Source organism: Oceanispirochaeta crateris, from assembly GCF_008329965.1.
GTDB lineage: Bacteria > Spirochaetota > Spirochaetia > DSM-2461 > DSM-2461 > Oceanispirochaeta > Oceanispirochaeta crateris.
Window position 1 is genome coordinate 1,511,215 of record NZ_CP036150.1, and the last position, 21,528, is coordinate 1,532,742.

20 protein-coding genes are annotated in these 21,528 nt (G+C 41.6%); 3 read left to right on the forward strand and 17 right to left on the reverse strand.

Annotation, left to right across the window (positions count from 1 at the left end; translation table 11 throughout):
- Position 1 precedes the first annotated feature (1 nt).
- The 7 genes from EXM22_RS06880 to EXM22_RS06910 all read right to left on the reverse strand — a co-directional run bounded on the left by EXM22_RS06880 (position 2) and on the right by EXM22_RS06910 (position 8,437).
- The gene (locus tag EXM22_RS06880) at positions 2-688 is read right to left on the reverse strand and encodes a YggS family pyridoxal phosphate-dependent enzyme (RefSeq protein WP_149485806.1); all 687 of its coding nucleotides are present in this window, start codon (positions 686-688) and stop codon (positions 2-4) included.
- A 44-nt stretch (positions 689-732) separates the two neighbouring features.
- Positions 733-1,113, reverse strand: a complete 381-nt coding sequence (locus EXM22_RS06885; RefSeq protein ID WP_149485807.1) for a hypothetical protein — start codon at positions 1,111-1,113, stop codon at positions 733-735.
- Positions 1,110-3,098, reverse strand: coding sequence for an excinuclease ABC subunit UvrB (gene uvrB / locus EXM22_RS06890; protein WP_149485808.1), 1,989 nt, complete (start codon positions 3,096-3,098; stop codon positions 1,110-1,112). Before uvrB ends, EXM22_RS06885 begins: the two co-directional genes overlap by 4 nt.
- 36 nt (positions 3,099-3,134) lie before the next feature.
- Positions 3,135-4,343 carry a S1C family serine protease gene (locus EXM22_RS06895; protein WP_149485809.1) on the reverse strand — a complete coding sequence of 403 codons (1,209 nt, stop codon included), beginning with the start codon at positions 4,341-4,343 and terminating at the stop codon, positions 3,135-3,137.
- 142 nt (positions 4,344-4,485) lie between these two features.
- Complete coding sequence (locus EXM22_RS06900; RefSeq protein WP_149485810.1) at positions 4,486-5,205, reverse strand: peroxiredoxin; 720 nt, start codon at positions 5,203-5,205, stop codon at positions 4,486-4,488.
- A gap of 105 nt (positions 5,206-5,310) precedes the next feature.
- A complete protein-coding gene (locus tag EXM22_RS06905) occupies positions 5,311-5,721 on the reverse strand; it encodes a Fur family transcriptional regulator (protein WP_168203391.1) in 411 nt (136 codons plus the stop codon).
- Between the two features lie 97 nt (positions 5,722-5,818).
- Complete coding sequence (locus EXM22_RS06910) at positions 5,819-8,437, reverse strand: putative bifunctional diguanylate cyclase/phosphodiesterase (RefSeq protein WP_210411563.1); 2,619 nt, start codon at positions 8,435-8,437, stop codon at positions 5,819-5,821.
- A gap of 768 nt (positions 8,438-9,205) precedes the next feature.
- Between EXM22_RS06910 and EXM22_RS06915 the strand changes: the two genes are divergently transcribed.
- Positions 9,206-10,417 (forward strand): IS256 family transposase, encoded by a 1,212-nt coding sequence (locus tag EXM22_RS06915; protein ID WP_149487894.1) that lies wholly within the window; start codon positions 9,206-9,208, stop codon positions 10,415-10,417.
- Between the two features lie 75 nt (positions 10,418-10,492).
- Here the strand turns inward: EXM22_RS06915 and EXM22_RS06920 are convergent, their stop codons facing one another.
- The 7 genes from EXM22_RS06920 to rnhA form a co-directional block, all read right to left on the reverse strand.
- A complete protein-coding gene (locus EXM22_RS06920; protein ID WP_149485813.1) occupies positions 10,493-11,716 on the reverse strand; it encodes an FprA family A-type flavoprotein in 1,224 nt (407 codons plus the stop codon).
- 89 nt (positions 11,717-11,805) lie between these two features.
- Complete coding sequence (locus tag EXM22_RS06925; RefSeq protein ID WP_149485814.1) at positions 11,806-12,528, reverse strand: Crp/Fnr family transcriptional regulator; 723 nt, start codon at positions 12,526-12,528, stop codon at positions 11,806-11,808.
- An 89-nt stretch (positions 12,529-12,617) separates the two neighbouring features.
- On the reverse strand, positions 12,618-13,355 hold the full coding sequence (locus EXM22_RS06930; RefSeq protein WP_149485815.1) for an amino acid ABC transporter ATP-binding protein: 738 nt from the start codon (positions 13,353-13,355) through the stop codon (positions 12,618-12,620).
- On the reverse strand, positions 13,345-14,118 hold the full coding sequence (locus EXM22_RS06935; protein WP_149485816.1) for an amino acid ABC transporter permease: 774 nt from the start codon (positions 14,116-14,118) through the stop codon (positions 13,345-13,347). Before EXM22_RS06935 ends, EXM22_RS06930 begins: the two co-directional genes overlap by 11 nt.
- Positions 14,119-14,133: 15 nt before the next feature.
- The gene (locus EXM22_RS06940) at positions 14,134-14,937 is read right to left on the reverse strand and encodes a transporter substrate-binding domain-containing protein (protein ID WP_149485817.1); all 804 of its coding nucleotides are present in this window, start codon (positions 14,935-14,937) and stop codon (positions 14,134-14,136) included.
- A gap of 259 nt (positions 14,938-15,196) precedes the next feature.
- Positions 15,197-16,747: a YifB family Mg chelatase-like AAA ATPase gene (locus tag EXM22_RS06945; RefSeq protein WP_168203393.1), complete on the reverse strand. Its 1,551-nt coding sequence runs from the start codon at positions 16,745-16,747 to the stop codon at positions 15,197-15,199.
- 50 nt (positions 16,748-16,797) lie between these two features.
- A complete protein-coding gene (rnhA, locus tag EXM22_RS06950; protein ID WP_149485819.1) occupies positions 16,798-17,250 on the reverse strand; it encodes a ribonuclease HI in 453 nt (150 codons plus the stop codon).
- Positions 17,251-17,337: 87 nt separating this feature from the next.
- Here rnhA and EXM22_RS06955 point away from each other — a divergent pair, with 87 nt between their 5' ends.
- Positions 17,338-17,622 carry a hypothetical protein gene (locus EXM22_RS06955; RefSeq protein WP_149485820.1) on the forward strand — a complete coding sequence of 95 codons (285 nt, stop codon included), beginning with the start codon at positions 17,338-17,340 and terminating at the stop codon, positions 17,620-17,622.
- Positions 17,623-17,640: 18 nt separating this feature from the next.
- On the opposite strand, the gene EXM22_RS06960 is transcribed toward EXM22_RS06955, so the two are convergent.
- Positions 17,641-19,395 (reverse strand): phospho-sugar mutase, encoded by a 1,755-nt coding sequence (locus EXM22_RS06960; protein ID WP_149485821.1) that lies wholly within the window; start codon positions 19,393-19,395, stop codon positions 17,641-17,643.
- A 41-nt stretch (positions 19,396-19,436) separates the two neighbouring features.
- Positions 19,437-20,093: an HAD family hydrolase gene (locus tag EXM22_RS06965; protein ID WP_149485822.1), complete on the reverse strand. Its 657-nt coding sequence runs from the start codon at positions 20,091-20,093 to the stop codon at positions 19,437-19,439.
- 84 nt (positions 20,094-20,177) lie between these two features.
- On the opposite strand from EXM22_RS06965, the gene EXM22_RS06970 reads away from it, so the two are divergent.
- Entirely contained in the window at positions 20,178-21,266 is a 1,089-nt protein-coding gene (locus tag EXM22_RS06970) for a tRNA-queuosine alpha-mannosyltransferase domain-containing protein (RefSeq protein ID WP_149485823.1), read from the forward strand.
- Here EXM22_RS06970 and EXM22_RS06975 read toward each other — a convergent pair.
- On the reverse strand, positions 21,263-21,517 hold the full coding sequence (locus tag EXM22_RS06975) for a hypothetical protein (RefSeq protein WP_149485824.1): 255 nt from the start codon (positions 21,515-21,517) through the stop codon (positions 21,263-21,265). The two genes, EXM22_RS06970 and EXM22_RS06975, sit on opposite strands and share 4 nt — an antisense overlap.
- Positions 21,518-21,528: the final 11 nt, after the last annotated feature.

A 21,528-nucleotide genomic window follows, 5' to 3' on the forward strand; every position in this document is an offset into this window, starting at 1 on the left:
ATCAGGATCTATACCCAAATATAGCACTGCCGATCCTCAAGAGAGTAGAACCTTCTTGAACAGCCCAGTGATAGTCGGATGACATTCCCATGGAAAGAACGGAAAAATCCTGATCCCGATATAGACTCATCAGTTTTTCTTGTAGATTCCGGCATCGGGCAAAAGCAGACCTGACCTGAACCTCATCCTTTGTAAAAGGAGCGATGGTCATGAGTCCTTCCATTTTGATGCCGCTGTTCTCGCGGATCCACCCAGCTGTTTCGATGATCTCCTCTTCTGATGAAAAACCTGTTTTCTTCCCTTCTTCAGCCGTCTTCAGCTGGAGCAGGACACGGAGTACACGATCCTGATCCTTAGAAGTCTGAACAAGTTTTTCAGCCAGTTCTCTTGAATCGATTGTTTGAATACAATCAAAAACAGATACAGCCGTTTTGATCTTGTTCTTCTGCAAGTGGCCAATAAGGTGCAGATCAATATCATCGGGTAATAAAGCAAACTTTTCTTGGGCTTCGGCGACACGATTTTCGCCAAACAACCTCTGCCCCGCATCATAAGCCTCACGAATCAATTCCACAGGATTTGTCTTACTCACAGCCATGAGTTTGATATCAGAGGAATTTCGACCTGCCTTGAGGGCAGCCTGCTCTATGGAGCTTTGTACTTTTTTAATATTTTCAAGAACACTCATGGAATGAATCTATCACAGCTTTCCTATTCTGGAAAAGAGATCATTCACGGGAGAGTACCAAGAAGTCTCTCAGAAGCTGTTTTAGCCTTCTCTTTTGTTGAATAACTATCCAGAGAGCTGTCTTTAACCCATCCGTTCAACCTATCTTTGCTGATATGAAACCAGATAGAACTGTTCCGGCCTTCATTTATGTAATGGACGGACTCAATCTGAACAAGATCTCCCTTTCTCAATGTGGTAACAATATGCTGATCATTGTTAGGTTCTTTGTTTATTTTCAAATAGGAAACATTGACAACTCCCCAACTGGTTGTTCCCTTCATGATGGGGGTTGAAGGTAAAACTATTTCGGGAACATCGATCTTCTGAGAACAAGAAAGAGGAACAATCAGCAGGATCAGAATGAGTCTCAAGGCCTTCCTCATAATTTCTCACCCTTGAGCTCTGCTATTTCATCTCTGAGAACCGCCGCTTCTTCAAATTCCATATTTTTAGCCTTTTCCAGCATTTCCTTTTCCAGTGCTTTTATAAGTTTTTTCTTCTGAACAGGATCAAGGAGGTTAACATTATCCTTCATCACAGAAATTGTCATCTCTTCGGCTTTCTTTTTCTGTTCTGTTTTTCTGATCAGGATATCCTGTACAGCTTTTATTATAGTTTCAGGAGTTATGCCATGATCTTCATTATACTTTTTTTGGATTTCTCTCCTGCGTGACGTTTCCCTGATGGCTTCGGCCATGGCCGGGGATTCCTTGTCGGCATACATGATGACCCGCCCGTGGGCATTTCTGGCAGCACGGCCAATGGTCTGGATCAGAGACGTAGTTGATCGGAGAAAACCAATCTTATCCGCATCCATGATGGCAATGAGAGAAACCTCGGGAATATCCAGCCCTTCCCGGAGAAGATTGATTCCCACAAGTACATCAAACTTCCCCAGTCTCAGATCACGAATGATTTCTACCCGCTCAATGGTTTCCACTTCGGAATGAAGATAGTTGACCTTCAATCCTAATTCATTCAAATAATCAGTCAGATCCTCTGCCATTCTTTTTGTCAGGGTTGTGATGAGAACACGTTCACCAATTTCGATTCTTTTTCTGATTTCACCATAGAGGTTTTCCATCTGCCCCTCTGTGGGCCGTACCTCTATGATAGGATCCAGAAGACCCGTTGGTCTGATAATCTGCTCTACAACGAGTTCGGACTTATCAAGCTCCTCCTGTCTTGGCGTGGCAGAGACATACAAAAGCTGTTTCTTAAATGCCTCAAACTCTGTATAGACCAGGGGTCTGTTATCCAGGGCAGAAGGAAGGCGGAATCCAAAATTTACAAGATTAGTTTTTCTGGAGCGATCCCCCTCATACATGGCTCTGATCTGGGAGAGTGTGACATGGGACTCGTCGACGATAGTCAAAAAGTCAGGTGGAAAATAATCTAGAAGGACTTCAGGGCGTTCTCCAGCTTCACGGCCAGAAAGTTGACGGGAATAGTTTTCTATTCCGGAGCAATACCCCATTTCTTCCATCATTTCCAGATCATATTCAGTTCTTGTCTTGAGGCGCTGAGCCTCAACAATCTGACCTCTGGACTCAAAAAACTCTATTTGCTGAACCAATTCAGCTCTGATATCTTTCAAAGACTTTACAATCCGGTCTTCGGGCATCACAAAATGCTTTGCCGGATAGATTGTACACATGGGAAGGTCTTCTAAAATCTCACCGGAAACGGGATTAAAACGCCGTAAGGACTCGATTTCATCCCAATCAAAGCTTATCCGGTAAGCTTCTTTCAAATAGGCCGGGTAGAGTTCCATCACATCACCGCGCACCCTGAACTTTCCTCTCTCCAAGACCATATCATTTCGTTCATACTGGAGAGAAATGAGATTTCGGATGATCTCATCACGATTATAGCTTTCCCCTTTGAGGAGCTGAATCCTCATATCTTTATAGGAAGAGGGGTTACCCAGTCCGTATATACACGAAACTGTGGACACTATAAGAACATCGGGACGCTCCATCAGGCTCATGGTTGCCGAAAGACGCATCCTGTCAATTTCTTCGTTTATAGAAGAGTCTTTCTCTATGTACAGATCCCGGGAAGGAACATACGCCTCTGGCTGATAGTAGTCGTAGTAAGAAACAAAGTACTCTACAGCATTATGGGGAAAAAAGTCCTTAAACTCTCTATAGAGCTGTGCTGCCAGGGTTTTATTATGAGAAATGATGAGAGTCGGTTTCTGCAAATTTTCAATAATTTTTGCCATCGTGAAGGTTTTACCAGAACCAGTAACCCCCTGAAGGGTGGCTCTTTGTGCCCCCTCTAGAAAAACCTCCGATAACTTATTGATCGCATTTATCTGATCACCTGCAGCATCAAAGGGAGAAACAACTTTAAATTTATCCATTGGGCCTTACTCTCCCTGAAAACACTCGCGTCAGCTTCAATTTGTTGGTCTTTCAGAAAGCATAACTTGGATTTTTTTAAGTTGCTTCCCTCTCAAGACCACCACTTCAACCTTATCTCCGGGCCTCGTTGCTTCTAGAGCTCCATAAAAATCGGACAAGGTTGCTATTTCCTCACCATTAATGGATGTAATAATATCTCCGCCCAGGTAAATCACGGAATTCCCGCTCCGGACTGCCTGGTCTGGATTTCCTCCCTGAAGACCCGCTTCTTCTCCATTACCACCGCTGATTACACGAGAAATGAGGATACCCTTTGAAATGGGCAATTTACCATACCGCACAAGGGAGGGGAAAAGCTGAACAGGAATAATATCAATCCAGCCCCTTTGAACTTTACCATACTTCATTAAATCGGGAACAACTCTCCTGGCCGTATCCACAGGGATTGCAAAACCAACTCCAACAGATCCTCCAGAGGGGGTATAAATCATTGTATTAATCCCAATCATTTCACCCTTGGTATTGATCAGAGGACCACCGGAATTCCCAGGATTGATAGACGCATCGGTCTGAATCATATCACGGATAACCAGACCCGAATCATTTTTTAAAGGACGACCTAATCCAGAAACGATCCCTGTAGTCAGCGTCCTCTCAAAGGCGAAGGGGTTTCCAATGGCAATAACCTTCTGTCCCACCTTCAGATTTTCTGAAGTACCAAAAGGGATTGTCACCAGCTCTTTGCCTTCGGGCTTGAACTGCAGAACCGAAAGATCGTTTTCATAATCTGTTCCCACAACTTCCCCTTCATACTGACTCCCGTCAGCCAGGGTGATATACACTTTATAGGCCTTATCAACGACATGATTATTGGTGAGAACAAACCCGCGTTTATCTATGATAGCTCCTGATCCGGAAGAACCTTCCTGTGGAATAGGTTCTAGGAACCAGTTATAACCGACGACCTCGGTAGTGATATTGACAACGGCTTCATTATATTTCTCATAAATATGAATGTTAGTCAGTTCATCCTCAGAGTATTCACTTGCATTGTATACAGGACTCCCTAAAGCAGGCCCCATTTGAGTTGGCAAAATCTCTGCTTCAGGAAAAACATTTTCAACGAAATGTGATTGTTCTGTATCAGAAAAGGAGATGACACCAAATCCAAAGAGGAGTAAAAAAACAACCAGGACTGTCCCTAATGAATAAAAAATGACCTGATTTCTGCTATAGAGTTTCATTATAGATCCTTTCCTCCTATTCACACTCATAAAATACTGGAAAAATCCATATTTTTCAAACATTGGGTCTCATTTATATAAAAAAAAGACCTGACTGCCTCATATACAAGACAGTCAGGTCCATACAAATACTATTTAAATACTATTTTTTCGCAATAGCTTTCAGCACTTTGTCTTTATCCATTTTTTTACTGCAGAAAAACCAGTCCTGACAGGTCATATCTTCTTTACCATCCATTCTATCCTTCGCCGCGCCACAGGAGCCTGCAGGACCTACGATAACATCATCACCAGGTCTCCAGTCAGCAGGAGTGGCAACACCAAACTCATCGGCGGTTTTAAGTGCCTGAAGAACTCTGTAAAGTTCATCAAAGTTTCTTCCCAGACTCAGGGGGTAGTAAATTATTGTTCTAATCATTCCCTTAGGGTCAATAAAGAATACAGCTCTAACAGCTTTGGTAGTATCTTCACCAGGCTGAATCATCCCATATTGTTTGGCAATATTCATGGTTATATCTTCTATGAGTGGGAAATTTACTTCCACATTCGTATGACCGTTATAGGAGAGTTTCTCTTTAATAGTCCTGAGCCAGGCTATATGACTGTACAAACCATCAATAGACAGACCCACAAGATCGCATCCAGCTTCTTTAAACTGATCTTCCATGCTGGCAAATGTAATAAATTCTGAGGAACAAACAGGTGTGAAATCCGCAGGATGGCTGAAAAGGATGACCCATCGACCAGAATAATCCTCGGGAAAATTGATGTCTCCCTGAGTTGTAATGGCTTTAAATGAAGGGGCTTTATCTCCAATCCTTGGCATTGATACTACAGGTTCCTGAACTGTTACTTCTTCCATACTCTACTCCTTGTATACCAGAATCCCTGGTAATAATTATTTACAGATCTCTCAAGAGATCTCTATCAAGTAATCGGAACGATTATTAATAGACACTTAAAAAAATCAGCCGCACTTACGGCATATCCCAAAAAATTCAAGTCGATGCTTATTGGTTTTCAGACCAAATTTCTTCTCGACCTGACTGTTTAACTCTTCCATTACCGGCATTTCCAAGTCACTGACTTCACCACAGTTCTCACAGACAAAATGGTAATGTCCACCCTTTTTGGCTTCATACCTGTCAAAGGTACTTCCAAAATCAATCCTGTCCACAAGATCCTGTTCAACAAGAATTGATAAATTTCGATAGACAGTTCCTAAACTCAGACGGCTGTTTTCCTTCTTGAGCTTGTCATAAATCCAATTTGCAGTCGGATGAATATTTGTTTCACGCAGAATATTGAGGATCTCATCTCTTTGTTTACTTTTTCTATATTCCATCCCACAACCAATAATAAGAATTGTTACTAACAATATACTCCTCAAAATTTATAAGTCAATACTTTCTTTGCCAAATAAAGCAGTCTATATGTTTATTTTCATATATTCCTATAATTTAATCTATTTCTGTCTATGCTTTGACTTCAAAAACATCTAAAAGCTTTTCAAATTCCATGGGTTTGTAGAAATAAAAGCCCTGAATTTCATCGCAGGATTTCTCTGTGAGAAATGAAATTTGTGAATTACTTTCAACTCCTTCTGCAATGACCTTGAGACCCATACTCTTAGAAAGAGCAATGATAAAACTGGTTATCGATTCATCATGAGTACTTTTTGAAATTCCCTGAATAAATTGCTTATCAATTTTGATTCTATCTACAGGAAGGTGTCTGAGACGGGAGAGGGATGAATACTCTGTACCGAAATCATCAATTGACAGAGTGATTCCAAGCTCTCTCAAGTTCTTCAAAACTTGCTGAACATCTGTAAAATCACCCATGGCGATGCTTTCAGTTATTTCTAACTCCAAATATTCCGGCTTTAACTCACTTTGATAAAGGGTCTCCTTGACCATGTCCACTAAGGATGAACCGCTAAATTGTTTTACAGACAAATTCACAGCCACCCGAATACACGGTCCTCCCCGGTCCTGCAGGTCTTTGTTGTCTTTGCATGCCTTGTACAAAACCCATTTCCCAATATCATTTATTAAACCGATATCCTCAGCCAGAGGAATAAAGTCCAAAGGTGGTAAGAGTCCTTTTTCTGGATGGTTCCAGCGGATAAGTGCCTCCATGCCAATGATTTTAGTACCGCTTATATCCGTTTGCGGTTGGTAATTTAGAACAAATTCGTCTCTTTCCAAGGCTCTGTACAACTCGTTTGATAATTGCATTTTCTCATCGGCGGTCTTATTCATTTCCTGGCTAAAAAAAGTGTAGCGATTCTTCCCCTCCCCTTTTGAAACATACATCGCTGTATCGGCATTCTTAAATAAGAGCTCTCCATTCTTACCATCTCCAGGAAAACAACTGATCCCCAGACTTCCTGTGATATAAAATTTTTCACCGGCCAAACTAATGGGTTCCACCAGGGCTTGCAGGAGCTTCTCTGCAATAGCTGCAGCCTCATTCTGATTGTTTAACTGAGATAAAATAAACAGGAACTCGTCTCCACCAAACCGGGACATGGTATCATAGTCCCGAATTCGACTCGATAAGGTCTCTGCAACACGGCGCAGAAGCAGATCACCCGCATCATGTCCCATGGTATCATTAATGTATTTGAATGAATCGAGATCCATCATGATGACAGCAACAGTTTTTTCAGTCCGATCTGCCAAGGCTAAGGCCTTATCCAACTGATCAAAGAAAAACAAACGATTAGGAAGTCCCGTGAGGGCATCATAGTAGGCCATAAAACTGATTTTTTGTTCATTCTCAATCTTCAATAACCCATCAGCAATGAGATTAGATGGGATGCCCATAATCTGCCTCATTTCTTTGATGCTGATGGGATGGATTGGATTACTGAAATTCAATCCGAGAATAGAGTATAAATGGCCTTCCCGAATTTCACTCACAGCAACAAGAGATGTTACAGAAGGATGAAACATTTTTTTAAACCAGTCAAAATCAGAAGGAAGCAAATTCAAATCTTCAATATATACAGGGTTTTCCGCCATCATGAGTTGTAAAAACTGGTCAAACTTATATTCTGAAACCTCCGGGGGAAGCTCCCAATCTATAGGATTTCCGCCAATGCCCCAATTGTAAATATTCTGGATACTTCGATTCTCCTTGCCACAACAAACAAGAAATGCTTCCCGGGCGTTCGAGAAGAGACCCAATTCTTCAAGAATCGATTCAAAACACTCCTTCTGGTTCTCATGACTGATGGTTACAAGACTGGAGGAAATCCTGGAAATCATCTCCTGATAAGCTATACGGCTCTCATTTTCGTTTAAGCGGTTTAAATAAACTTTATGTATATAGGAAGCAATGAAAGCACTCACTATGAAAAACAGAATTTTGGGCAGATAAATCAAAACCATATTTCTGTAATGAGGTTCTTTTGAGAGTATCATCAGCCAAATATTTCCCAGAACAGATACTGATGCAACAGAATATAACAAATGCTTTTTGTTATATAGTATAGAAATAAAGATAATAGGAATAGGAAAAGTCCAAGCATAGTTATAAATTTCCTGATTAGAGAGAAAGGCCATAATCATCAATATGGATATATTGACAGTAACAAGCATAATATTATCTCTATCCTTCCCATTGATAACAATACGGGGTAGAAAAAGCAGAATAGTCCCTGTTACAAGTAATGAGAGACTAAACTGTACGCTACTATAATGGTCCTGTAGGAGTATGGTTTGGATGATCATATAAACTATGCTGATCAGAATAAACAAACTGCTCAAATATTGATAAAATCGAAGCTGTTCGAATTCACTTAAAATAACTCCTGTTGATACTTTTTTTAAATCTTCCGATTCGGGCATGACATGGTTCCGCTTTATTTCATAAAATAAAACTGATAGGGGCATTAATATAAACAGATGAGCCATGGAGGGGATCTTGGCTGCAATTATCAAATTCAAAAAAATTTCCAAAAATGCTCCGAGTCCCAGTGCCGCAATGAATGAAAGCGCAATTCTCAATACCCGGATCTCTTCTTTTTTATTCTTGCGGAACTTCCAGAATAACAAAATTCCAAAAACAAGAATTGAATAAGTCATGTAATAAATATTAAAAAAAGTGTTCCAAAAACTATTTACCTGGAGATTCGCCCATCCAAAATATGTTTGTATGAGTTGATATTCACTGTTGGCTATTGTCCCAATGACTGAGAAAACAGCGATACAAACTATTGCTGGAAGATAAATGGCGTATAGAATTTTCTTTTTGAGAATTGTCTCTCCCCAAAAGAGGACTAGGAAAAAATGCAGCAGAAAGCTGTAAAGGGTAGACCAGCCAAAAACAGCCACTCGTCTCCATACCAAGGAGATCTCATATTCTGGTGCAACACCCGCAAACATGAGGGAAGAGATCCAAATACTAAGAGAGAGACTAAGGAGAGAAAAAAGTCTGTTTATTGGTGATTTTTGGTTTAGAGAAAAGGCCCACATTCCAATAAGGAAACAGAAGGAAAAAGCAATATAAGCAGACAGTTGATATAAAAAATATAAAAGTATCAAAGCATCACCTAGAAAGATTCATTTCAATAACAATGACTAAAAGTCATCAGCATTAATAAATATCATTTGTTTACAAAATACAACCCGGAAGAGAGAAGAAGTATCTAATCAGGTTAAAAAATATTTCTTTCCTGATCACTTATGATTCATTTATAGTTTGTTCAATCCCCTTTAGCAAGAAATCATGGGATTCCTATATCAAATAAAATTAGATTGCCTGATTTGTCGACCCTGTAAATAAAACTGTGTAACTGCCTAATTCTGAATAGCCCAAAAAGGGCAATAGGAGTTAGGATGAATAGTATCATGATAGACAAAGATCGTTTGGATGAGTTAGCCACAGAATTGGCTAAAGGGGTTAAGACCGAGGCAGACTTGGCTGATCCTCTTGGCCAGCTGATGAAGCTGACAATTGAAAAAGCTCTAAATGCTGAAATGGATAATCATCTTGGTTATGAAAAGCATTCTCGGAAAGGGCACAACAAAAAAAATAGCCGTAATGGCTACAATTCAAAGAAAGTAAAAACTGATTCAGGGGAACTTGAAATAGAAACACCTCGGGATAGAGACTCAGAGTTTGAACCTCAAATGGTTAAGAAAGGTCAAAGAAGACTTCTAGGTTTTGATCAGAAGATTCTCACCCTTTACGCCAAAGGCCAGACAACCAGAGATATCGCTGAGACACTTAAAGATTTATATGGTGTAGATGTCTCTCATACCCTTATTTCTCAGGTAACAGATTCTGTTCTTGAAGAAGTGGAACAGTGGCAGAACCGCCCCTTGGACAGCTTATATCCCATCATTTATCTGGATTGCATCGTAGTCAAAGTACATCAGGACAAACGGGTCATCAAAAAGGCTGTTTACCTGGCTCTAGGGATCACTACTGAAGGTATAAAGGAATTATTGGGGCTCTGGATCTCTGAGAACGAAGGAGCCAAATTCTGGCTTTCTGTGCTGACAGAGCTCCAGAACCGGGGTGTTCAGGATATCTTTATAGCGTGTGTCGATGGACTAACTGGATTTCCTGAAGCTATCAATACCGTCTATCCTAAAACAAAGATTCAGCTCTGTATTGTACATATGGTCAGGAACTCCTTGAAATATGTTTCATACAAGGATCGAAAGGAAGCTGCTAGAGATTTGAAGGCAATCTACTCATCAATCACTCTGGATGAAGCAGAAAGAGAGCTTAATAATTTTGCTGAAAAGTGGGATAGCCAGTATGGCTCTATTAGTAAAATGTGGAAAAGACATTGGGAAAATCTGATAGCAATTTATGATTACCCAGATGAAATCCGGAAAATCATCTATACCACTAATGCAATAGAATCTTTGAACAGTGTCATTCGAAAAGCGATCAAGAATCGGAAGATCTTTCCCAATGACAAATCTGCATTTAAGATCGTATACTTGGCTATACAGCAGGCCTCCAAAAAATGGACTATGCCACTAAGAGCATGGAAACCTGCCATGAATCGATTTCAGTTGGAATATGGAGATCGATTTACAGATGAATAAGTTAGGCATTTACACAGGAAACTTTACAGGCTCGATTTGTCCCGGCCTCTGATTCTAAAGGCCGGAATTCTTCCCTCACTCTGCCATCATCAGATCAAGGGTATGATACACGGCTCTTTTAAATCCTGTTCTACTTTCTTCGTTCAAAGAGAATCTGATCCTTATGGGAAAATAGACATCTGTCATTCCTGTAGACTTCACGATTTGACTCGTATTGAGCGTTGTAAACCCTGATTGATTCAAATAATCCTGAATGATTTCAATGGGCTCACCGCTCCATCCATAAGAACCGAAGGCCACAGCGTATTTTCCTTCGAGATCGATTGTCTCCAGCTTCTTCAACACAGATTCCATATTCCCGATCATATCGGCATATCGTGTCGACGTCCCAAAGAAGACAATATCAGCTTTATTGATTTCAGAAACAACAGCATCAAGTTCTGTACGATTCACATCTATCACATTCATCTCAATGCCATTAGCCTCGTAAAGTTCTTTTATTTCACTGGCAATTTCGCGTGTATTCCCCGTCATTGACGAATATAAAACCAGACCCTTCCGGGATGTTTCTACATTGCGGCTCATATCATCATAGATCTGTATAAATTTTTGTACATCTTCTCTAAGTAAATATCCATGGGAAGGTGCGATGAGAGCAATATCCAGTCCTTTAATCTTTTCAATCATTTCCCTTACATACATCCGGTGAGGATGCATTATCAGGGTATAATACGTCTTAAAATCCTCAAGGATGTCATTTGATTCTTTGTCGTTAAAGTAATGTTCATTGGCAACATGGGTAGAGAAAATGTCACAAGAAAAAAGAGTTTTGTCTTCTACACAATAGGTCACCATCGTTTCTTCCGTGTGCAGATAGGGTGTTTCGATAAAAGACAGAGTTTTTCCACCAATATCCAGGGTATCACCAGTCTTAACAACCAGAAAGGTTCTGTCATGGAGTTTATACATCTCTTTCAGTTCATACACAGCGGCCTGTGTGCAGACAATAACAGCATTGACGGCCTTAGCGGCCAGAGTTCTCAATCCCCCCGAATGATCTGGTTCGGTATGGTTGATCACAATATACTGGATTTCCTCAAGATTGATCTCTTTTTCCAAATTATCCCGAAATTCTTTACCAAATGAGATATCCACTGTATCAATAATTGTCGGCTTCTCTGATTTAATCAGATAACTGTTGTATGTCGTCCCCTTAGTCAGAATAAGTCTATGAAAGGGAACATCACGGTTATCAACCTTACCTACCCAAAAAGTATTGTCATGAATTTGAATACTCATCTCTACCTCCAAAATATTTCATAATCTGATTTGAGGATAATCAAGAATAGAGATTCAAAATGTGATTTGGAGCACAGTTTTAGAATTTTTTAAAGAAAATTCATCAATTCATCCATTTCAAGAATGATAATCGTTTTATTTCCTTTGGTCTGAAGTATGCCTAAGTGCTCAAACTGACTCAGCTTGCGGCTCATGGTTTCTCTGGTGACCCCGGCATAACTGGCCATTTCTTCTCTGTTGATGGGAATATTCACATGTATTTGATTGTTCTTTGTAATCCCATACTTTTCGGATAATTCAAGAAGAACATAGGCCACTTTGGAATTCGTATCATTGGTCGACAGATTTTGAACCAGATTCTCCGTCTGAATTAATCTTCTGGAAATTTCTGTCATAATTTTTCGATTGATATCAGGATGTTCTCTCAAAAGCCCATCCATATCGGATTTAGAAAGAGTGCAGATTTTTACTTCTGAAATGGCAATAGCCGAAAAGTTATATGGTTCATCTTCACTGAATAAGTAAAATTCACCAAAAAAAGATCCATTTGAAAGAATCCTCAGAATCTGTTCTTTCCCATCTTTATTAAATTTTGACAGTTTAACCTTACCATCATTGACAATATATAACCTGGATGAAATATCTCCTTCATGACAGAGGTATTCCCCTTTTGAATAGCTTTTATGTCCAGTCAAGCTCACAATTTTTTGTATATCCTTATCAAGAAGTGAAGAAAAAATTGAGACTTTTTTAGCACAAAGATTATTATGACAGGTTCTGCAAAGACCTGTTTCACCTTGGTCGACGTTCATTATCCCCAATATAGAAGGTGCCTGTTCTTAAGTCAAATGATTGTCCCTGCAATACGACTTAAGAAAGTCCTTTAATTCCCGAATATGCATCAATTATACTTTAATACTGTATTGAAAAACCGGCTGACCCTCTCGTCAGAGTTCTGAACAAAGAGCTCTTCAGGTGTCCCCTGCCCTATCAATCCGCCATCTCCCACAAAGAGGATATAGTCAGCAGCCTGTCTGGCAAAACCCATTTCATGAGTCACAAGGATCAGACGCATTCCTTCACTCCGAAGCTCTCCGATCAAATCAAGAACCTCAGAGGTAAATTCAGGGTCCAAAGCAGAAGTCGGTTCATCCAGCAAAAGGAATTCAGGACCAATGGCCACGGCTCTGCAGATGGCGATTCTCTGTTTCTGACCTCCCGAGAGTTGTGCAGGCTTTTTAAACGCCTGGTCCGCTAGATTAAACCTTTCCAAAAGCACTAAAGCCTCATCCTGGGCCTGCTTTTCCTTGTATCCATGCACTTTCACAAGGGGGAGTGTAATATTCTCCAAGGCTGTGAGATGTGGGAAAAGGTTGTAGGATTGAAATACCATGCCAATCCTTTTTCTATACTCACGCAAACTTTCTTCACTCTTAAATTCGATAAGCCGGTCATTGATGAGTATATTTCCACCATCGGGCTGTTCGAGTCCTGCGATCAAACGCAGAAGCGTAGTTTTCCCTCCGCCTGAGGGACCTATCAATACAAGAGAGCGTACATCTCCCAGGGTGAGAGATATTTTATCCAGGACCTTCAATTCACCATAGTGTTTACTTAATTGATCAAGCTCAAGTTTCATAGCTGAATATCCTTTCCAGATAGCGTGTGAGACCTGAAATCGGCAAGGTCACAAGAAGATACCCTATAGCCAAAGGCAGATAGGCTTCCATTGTAGAGAAAGTATTGGCATTCATTTCCCGGGCAGCCATCGTAAACTCTTTAATAGCAATCACGGATAAAAGGGATGAGTCTTTGATCAGGGATGCCAACTGTCCAGCCAGTGAGGGTAAAATCCTTGTTATCACCTGTGGAAAGATCACATACCGGTATGTTTGGTAGCTTGAAAAACCCAAAGATCGAGCCGACTCTTTCTGGCTTTCTGCGATACTCTCCACTCCCCCCCGGATAATCTCCGCAATGTAGGCCCCGGAAAATACAGCCATGATCAGTACACCCACAACAAAGCGGTTATTGATCCCTGCCGCATTAGCAATGACATAAAAGAATATAAGGATCTGTACCAATAGGGGTGTACCCCGTACCAGTTCAATATAGAAGAGAGAGAAATAACGGAATGGGAGCAAACGGCTCTTCTGACCCAGTCCAAAGAGTATTCCCAAGAACAGACTAAGCACGAGGGCAAACAGCGAGATGAGGAGAGTCATCCCGTAGCCTTTAAGAAAATTCATCCGGTAGTTGTAAATTGTATTCCATGCGAAACGGTATCCAAGACGGCTAAAGCCGAACCAGAACACAGCAGACAGAATCAGGGCGACCAGAAGCCAGCTGAAAAAATGGGCAAACCGGTTATCCTGGCCTTCCCTATCTGTAATAAGATTCATTGAATGCCTCAGAAACTAAAGAGCGAAGAAAGAAGGGACACCTGCATCATCAAAAATCTGTTTGATTTCTGTCAAATACTTTTTCTCAAGGGCCTCAAATCCACCTTTTTGGCGGTAATCAAGAATGAAAGCATCCACTTCAGCCTTTAGACTATTATCTTTTTTCATAGCAACGCCCCATCCTCCGCTTGTTCCGGGAAGGTTCTCCAAATTAACCCAGGTTGACTCTGGAAATTTTTTCTGAAGCTCAAAAGTTGTAAGAGCATCATAGATAAATGCATCGACTTTCCCTTGAGAAACTTCAAGAGAACAGGCAGCTACTTCATCAAAGATTCTGATGCTTTCTTCTGGAAGATTTTCTTGTGCCCACAGAGCACCGATAGTTCCGGATTTTACTGCAGTGGTGACACCTTCCTTAGACAGATCAGCATAAGAAGTCACACTGGAATCTTTATTAATCAATAACGTCAGCCCTGAAGCCGCATAGGGAATGGAAAAATCCACAACTTCTTTTCTTTCATCAGTAATAGTCATGGATGAAATGACAAGATCTGCCTTTCCTGACTGAAGAGAGGGAATCAAACCTGTCCATGAGGTATTTTCAATTTTTACCGGTCGATCAAGGTACTCCCCAAGGGCATAAGCCATTTCGACACTGATTCCTGAAGGAGTTCCGTCGGCTTCGGCCATTTCAAAGGGAGGAAACTGAAGTTCCATGGCCACAACGAGGGTCTTATCCTCTTTTTTAGAACAGGAAGAAACCATAAATATCATTAAGAAGAGCAATACAGACAGGATATATCCTGTTTTCTTTTTCATACGAATTAGTCCTTATTTTTTTCTTTAATGATTCAATTAACGAATATTTCTATTCGATTTGCAAGGATACAGAGCAAATACATACTGTAAAATTGAATTGATCACCACAAAATCTTATTGTTCCCAAAAGATTCCACGGCTTGTAAACAAAAAGACGATTTGAGCCCCAACCGTAAAATTGAGATATGAATACTTTACAGGATGTTCCTTTCCCCTTCAATGGCATTCAAGTAGAAATCAAAATTCTTAAATGTTGAATTCACCCCTCATTCCAAAAAAGACTGCTGTCTCCATAGCGTCTATACTGTCCTGCTTCTTCCAGATCCTCCTGTTGAATCTGCTCGTGTTCAGCTAAATCCGCTATTGTTCTAGCTACCTTTAAAACAGAATGGCAAGCCCTTGATGAGAATCCAATTTTTCGTGCCATGAGGGCAAAGTAATCCTGTAATTCCTTACTCAAAGGACAGAATTCCTGAATCATAGCCCCTGTCAGGGATCTGTTCCGGTGGATTCCAATAGGGGCATAACGTCTTTTCTGCCTCCTTACAGCTTCATCGATTTTCACACGGAGGTCGGCGGAACTCTCAGAACTCCGGGTCAATAAAACCTCAGCTTTGACCGTATCCACAGGCATTCTGATATCGATTCGATCCATCAAGGCTCCGCCAATCTTTTTCCAGTAACGGCTGACTTCCAGGGGACTGCATATGCACACAGAATCTCCCCGTCCCATATTCCCACAGGGACAAGGATTGGCAGCCATCAAAAGCTGGAAGTCCGAAGGATACCAGTAGGACTTTCCCGCCCTCACAATGGTCACCTTTCCGCTTTCCAGAGGTTCTCTCAGACATTGAAGAATACGCCCTTGAAACTCAGGTGTTTCATCCAAAAATAAAACACCTCCATGAGCCAGAGAGATTTCGCCCGGTGAAATCTGTATTCCTCCACCGATGAGTCCTTCCAATGTGGCCGAGTGGTGGGGAGCGCGGAAGGGAGGACGCCTGAGAATACCACCTCCCGGTCCCAATTTTCCTGCTTGAGACCAGATTCTGGAAACCTCAAAGGAACGGTCATCTTCCAAATCTGGTAACAGTCCTTCCAGCATGGTAGCGGCCAGTGTTTTTCCAGAACCGGGAGGACCGAATAGGAGCATATGATGCCCTCCAGCGGCTGCCACCATGAGAGCACGTTTAAGAGCGGCCTGTCCCTTTAAGTCCTTGATATCCGGACTGGTAGGCTGCTCAAAGTTTTGTTTTACCTTCAATTGTATGCATTGTTGTGCCGGTTTGTTTCTCATGGATAAAAGATCATTCAACTCATTCAGATGAGACAGGGGTATGATATCCACGGCTCCTGCAGAGATGGCTTCCCCGCAGTTATCCAAGGGGAGTAGGAATTTCCGGATGCCCCCTTTTAAGGCGGCAGAAACGGCCGAGAGAGTCCCTTTGACAGGGCGAAGCCGGCCAGAAAGTTCCAGTTCTCCCAGCACAAGCCACTTATCATCCTGCAGCTCATTATCAGATTTTTTAGTAATTTGTCCCGATGCGACAAGAACCGCCACAGCCAGGGACAGATCAAAGGAGGCCCCCTCCTTGCGGATATCAGCGGGGGCCATATTGATAAGGATTCTTCCGCTTGGGAATTGAAAACCAGACTGCAAAATGGCCACCCGGATTCTCTCCCGAGCTTCCCTGACGGCTCCATCTGGAAGTCCTACGATGTCCACTGCCGGAATCCCCCTCCGGATATACACCTCAACACCGATGAGATGCCCCTCAAAACCAGCCGCAACAAAACTGAAAACCTGCATTCCTTCCCCCACAAGCATTAAAACGGAAGGAACAATAGGAATGCTTCAAACTACTGAAAGCTCAGCCTCTCTTTTTCTACGAGGGAATCACAAAGTTCATTGTATTTGTCTCCTGAATGCCCTTTGACCCAATGCCAGGATAATTCAAACTGATCACAAAGACCCTTCATACGGAGCCATAGATCTTTATTTTTGACAGGCTGTTTGGATGCAGTCTTCCATCCATTCCTTATCCACCCGTGGATCCAGACAGTCAATCCATTTTTAACATACTGAGAGTCTGTATAAATCTGAGCCTTGGGAGACAAACCCATCTCCTGTATTTTTTCCAGTGCGCTTATAACTGCTGTCATTTCCATTCTATTGTTGGTGGTTTCTGCCTCACCTCCGGAGAAATGATGTTCTTGTCCATCAATGAGGAGGACACAGGCCCATCCTCCTGGACCAGGATTCCCGGTGCATCCACCGTCTGTATAAATGATGATTGATTCTTCTGTATTCATGGACAAAAGAATACATTTTTTTGGGAAAACGGGATAGGGAAAAAAAACATTTCCTGTTAGCATATTTGAAAATCGCCGGAGGTACATATGAATGTAAAAAAAATATTAGAAGAATACAGTCTGGAAATAGACGATATCAGATGGTACCTATCTAAAGTGATGACTGAGAAGCTTATGTTTTTAATGGAGACTCCTGAAGAATTAACCCGCTTTATCTGGTCGGCTGAATTGAGTGATCAACTCTACAATATGGAAGAACGATATCTGACGACCCTGCAGGATCAAATCAATGAAAACACCCTAGATGAAAGCCATCTCAGAGACCTTCTTTCAGATATGGAAACAACCCGGAGACAGAGGTTCGGTTACTGATCCGGGCTGATGGGTTGATTAGGATGCCGGCATCATTGCCAGAATATCCTTTTCAATGGCCTTCATTTTGGTGGAGACCTGTTTTTTTGCTTCTTTCAGATCCAATCCTTTTTTACCGCAAATCGAAGCGTAAAATTTAATTTTGGGTTCTGTTCCAGAGGGCCGGGCCGTAATCAGGCTTCCATCCTCCAGGACAAACTGCAAGACATTGGAAGAAGGAAGATCAATATTTGTGTCCAGCTCTGATGTCAAAAGATTCCTAGTTGTTCCATCCTTATAATCTTTGAAAGCAGTTACTTTAATACCGCCGAGTTCTGCCGGTGGAGTTTTTCTGAGCTTCGTCATGAGCGAGGACATAACTTCCTGTCCAGACTGTCCCTTAAAATACTGTGATATCAGAGTCTCTTCGTAGTAGCCAAAACGCGTGTATATGTCATTTAAATGATCAAGGACCGTTCTACCCTGGGTCACATTCCAAAGAGCCATTTCTGCACTCATTGTAGCAGCAGAAACAGCATCCTTATCGCGGACTTCATTTTCGACAAGGAATCCATAACTTTCTTCTCCGCCGAAGACATAATGATGAGATCCCGTTTCTTCAAACTCCCTCATTTTTTCGCCAATGAATTTAAAACCAGTCAACACCTTAAATGTATCCGCACCATAGGATTCTGCAATCCGGTTCTGAAGATCTGTTGTAACGATTGTATTCACAAAAGCGGGATGGGTTGGCAAAGATCCCAGCTCTTTTCTGGATAAGAAGATATAGTCAGTAAGAAGGGCACCCAATTGATTTCCAGTGATGAGTGTATAATCATCACCATCGGGCACGGCAATACCCAACCTATCAGCGTCAGGGTCCGTTCCCATGACCAAATCGGCTTTTTCCCGTTTGGCATAATCCAATGCCATCTGCATGGCTTCTGTGATTTCGGGATTAGGAAATGCCACTGTTGGAAAAGCCCCATCAGGTTCTCTTTGTTCCTTAACTGTGATCACACGTATTCCCATTTTGGTGAGAGCCTCTTCAACAGGAACCGTTCCGCAGCCATGAAGAGGAGTATACACGACCTTTAGGTCTCGTCCTTTCTCTTTCACAAGTTCCGGCCTAAGCGATTGGGCTATGACCATATCCAGATAAGGGACATCAATGGACTTATCAATCATGAAAAAGAGATTTTTGTGTATAGCCTCTTCTTTAGAAATAACATTAATCTCTTCATTAACAGCTCTCACTTCAGAGATAATACCTGTATCATGGGGAGATGTGATTTGGGCGCCATCCTCCCAGTAAACCTTATAACCATTGTATTCTGCAGGATTGTGGCTGGCAGTCACCATCACACCCGCACAGCATTTCAACTCTCTTACGGCATAGGAAAGCTCAGGTGTAGGCCTCAGGGAGGTAAATAAATGAGCTTCAATGCCGTTGCCGGCAAAAACCAGAGCAGCCTGTTCTGCAAAAAGGTCGGAAAAATGCCGTGAATCATAGGATAGGACTACACGCCTTTTCCCCTGTGGTGCATGTTTCACAATATAATTTGCAAGCCCCTGTGTCGCTTTTCTGACGGTGTAGGGATTCATGCGGTTCAACCCGCCACCAATAACTCCCCGAAGACCTCCTGTTCCAAACGATAGATCCGTATAGAAGCGGTCATTCAGTTCTTCCCAATTTTCCTGAGTCAAAAGGGCCTCAACCTGTTTACTGAAATGAGGGTTGTCCTCTTTCTTCAAGTAGTCTTTTGCTTTAGTAATCAGCTCATTATGATCCATTTCAAACCCCTCGAATATTTCATTCTTTGCCTTTGTTAAGTTTATACAATCCAATCCAGGATTTCATCTGCTTTGGATACAAATCCGATTTTCTTGTACTTCTCAAGCTCCCTTCTTTGCCTATAACCCCATAATACTGCAAGGGCATCCAGTTTTCCAGCCAGAGCTGTCTCCATATCCACCTCAGAATCACCAATATATAAAATTTCATGGGGCTTATAACCCGTTTTTCTAATGACCTCTTCGACTCCGCGGACATCCGGCTTCAAAGGAAGATCCGGAAGAGCACCGAAAACGTCTCGAAATGTTTCGGGTGGAAACAATTTTTGAATAATCAAGTTGGCTGTAACCTGATCTTTATTTGTGTAGACAAAAAGAGAAAGGCCCTTTTGAAGGAGCTGAACCAACAGATCCTGAATACCCTCATAGATTTCAATGTGAGAACAGGGATCTGCTCTGTAATACTTCATTAAGAGAGTCATTCCATGATCCATTTCTTCTGCATTCAAATGGGGCATTGTCAACTCAAGTGATCGTCTTAACCCCCACCCCACCCTCGTGGAATAATTGGAAGTCTCCTGTGGAGGATGACCAAAGTCCTGAAGAACCTTATTCACTGCCGCTGCAATATCTTTCATGGAATCAACTAATGTTCCGTCCAGATCAAATATGATCGCTTTATAAGTATGTTTGTGCATAAAATTAGCATATTCGAAAGGCTTCTGATTGACAACTCATGGAAATAGACTATTTCAAGTCATTGATTCACGGTATTATGACAAATGGCCAATATTCTATTCTTAGAACCCTTTTACTCGGGGTCTCATAAATACTTTGCGGATGGATTTATCCGCCACTCTCAGCATAATGTTCAGCTTTTGAGCCTTCCCGGGAGATTCTGGAAGTGGCGCATGGAATCTGCAGGGATGGAATTTGCTCAAAGGATAAACTCTCTCAAAAAGCCCGATTTGGTCCTCGCTACCAACCTGATGGATTTGTCTCAGTGGAAGACTTTTTCCGCATGGAGTGAAATCCCCCATCTCCTGTATGTTCATGAGAATCAACTGGATTATCCTCTGAAGGATGGTGAAAGAAGGGATCTTCACTATGTCTGGAAGGATTATACAAATTATAGGATTGCCGATAGAATCGTATTTAATTCCCGGTATAATCTTGACAGTTTCTGTCGAAAGTTCGGAAAATTCAGGGCCAGTCTTCCCGATATGAAACCCGAAAATCCAGAGACTGACTTCAGGAGTAAATCTTCAATCATCCCACCTGGATGCTCTCTTGTTGACACTAGGGGTCTCATATCCCAAGATCAGAAAAAGGAGGCTCCCCTCTTCTTATGGAATCATCGCTGGGAACATGACAAAAACCCAGAAGTTTTTTTCTCACTTCTTACAAGGCTAAAAAAGGAATCGATCCCCTTTGAACTGGCGGTGGTTGGAGAGTCCTTCAAAGATAGTCCCCCCTGCTTCAAAGAGGCAAAGTCGCAATTCTCTAAAGAACTTGTACATTTTGGTTTTGTCCAGAACAGAAACGAGTATGAACAGTGGCTGAAACTGGCGGATTTTGTTTTTACAACAGCCCTTCAGGAGAATTTCGGAATATCAATGGTAGAAGCCATGAGTGCGGGCTGTATTCCCCTCATGCCAAACCGACTGGCTTATCCTGAAGTCTTGCCGTCAGATTTTCACGACCTTTTTCTCTATGAAAATGAAGAAGATTTATTCACCAAACTAAGTCATCTCTTGAAGAGGTATGATAGGGAAGCCATAGGAATACAATTGAGCAAAGAAATGAAACAATATGGATGGGAAGAAATAATCAAAAAATTTGATAGTTTAATTGAAAAAATGTTGGATTAAATATCTTTATCGGAAAATTTATACAACTGTTGAGGAGTCGTGTAGAGAAAGCCCTTGTCATCCAGAATCAGAAGATCATGGTCCCCCTTGATTTGGAGCACTGGATAAACCTTACCCCGAGTCACATGTGTTTGAGCCTCAAGAAATGGGTCAATCATTCCAGGAAAGGAGGGAGATTTTTCTCTCACGGCACAATTATCATCAAAATCATCCCGGAGCTCTACATAAAAAAGTGGATGGATATCTTCCATATAGTGAATAT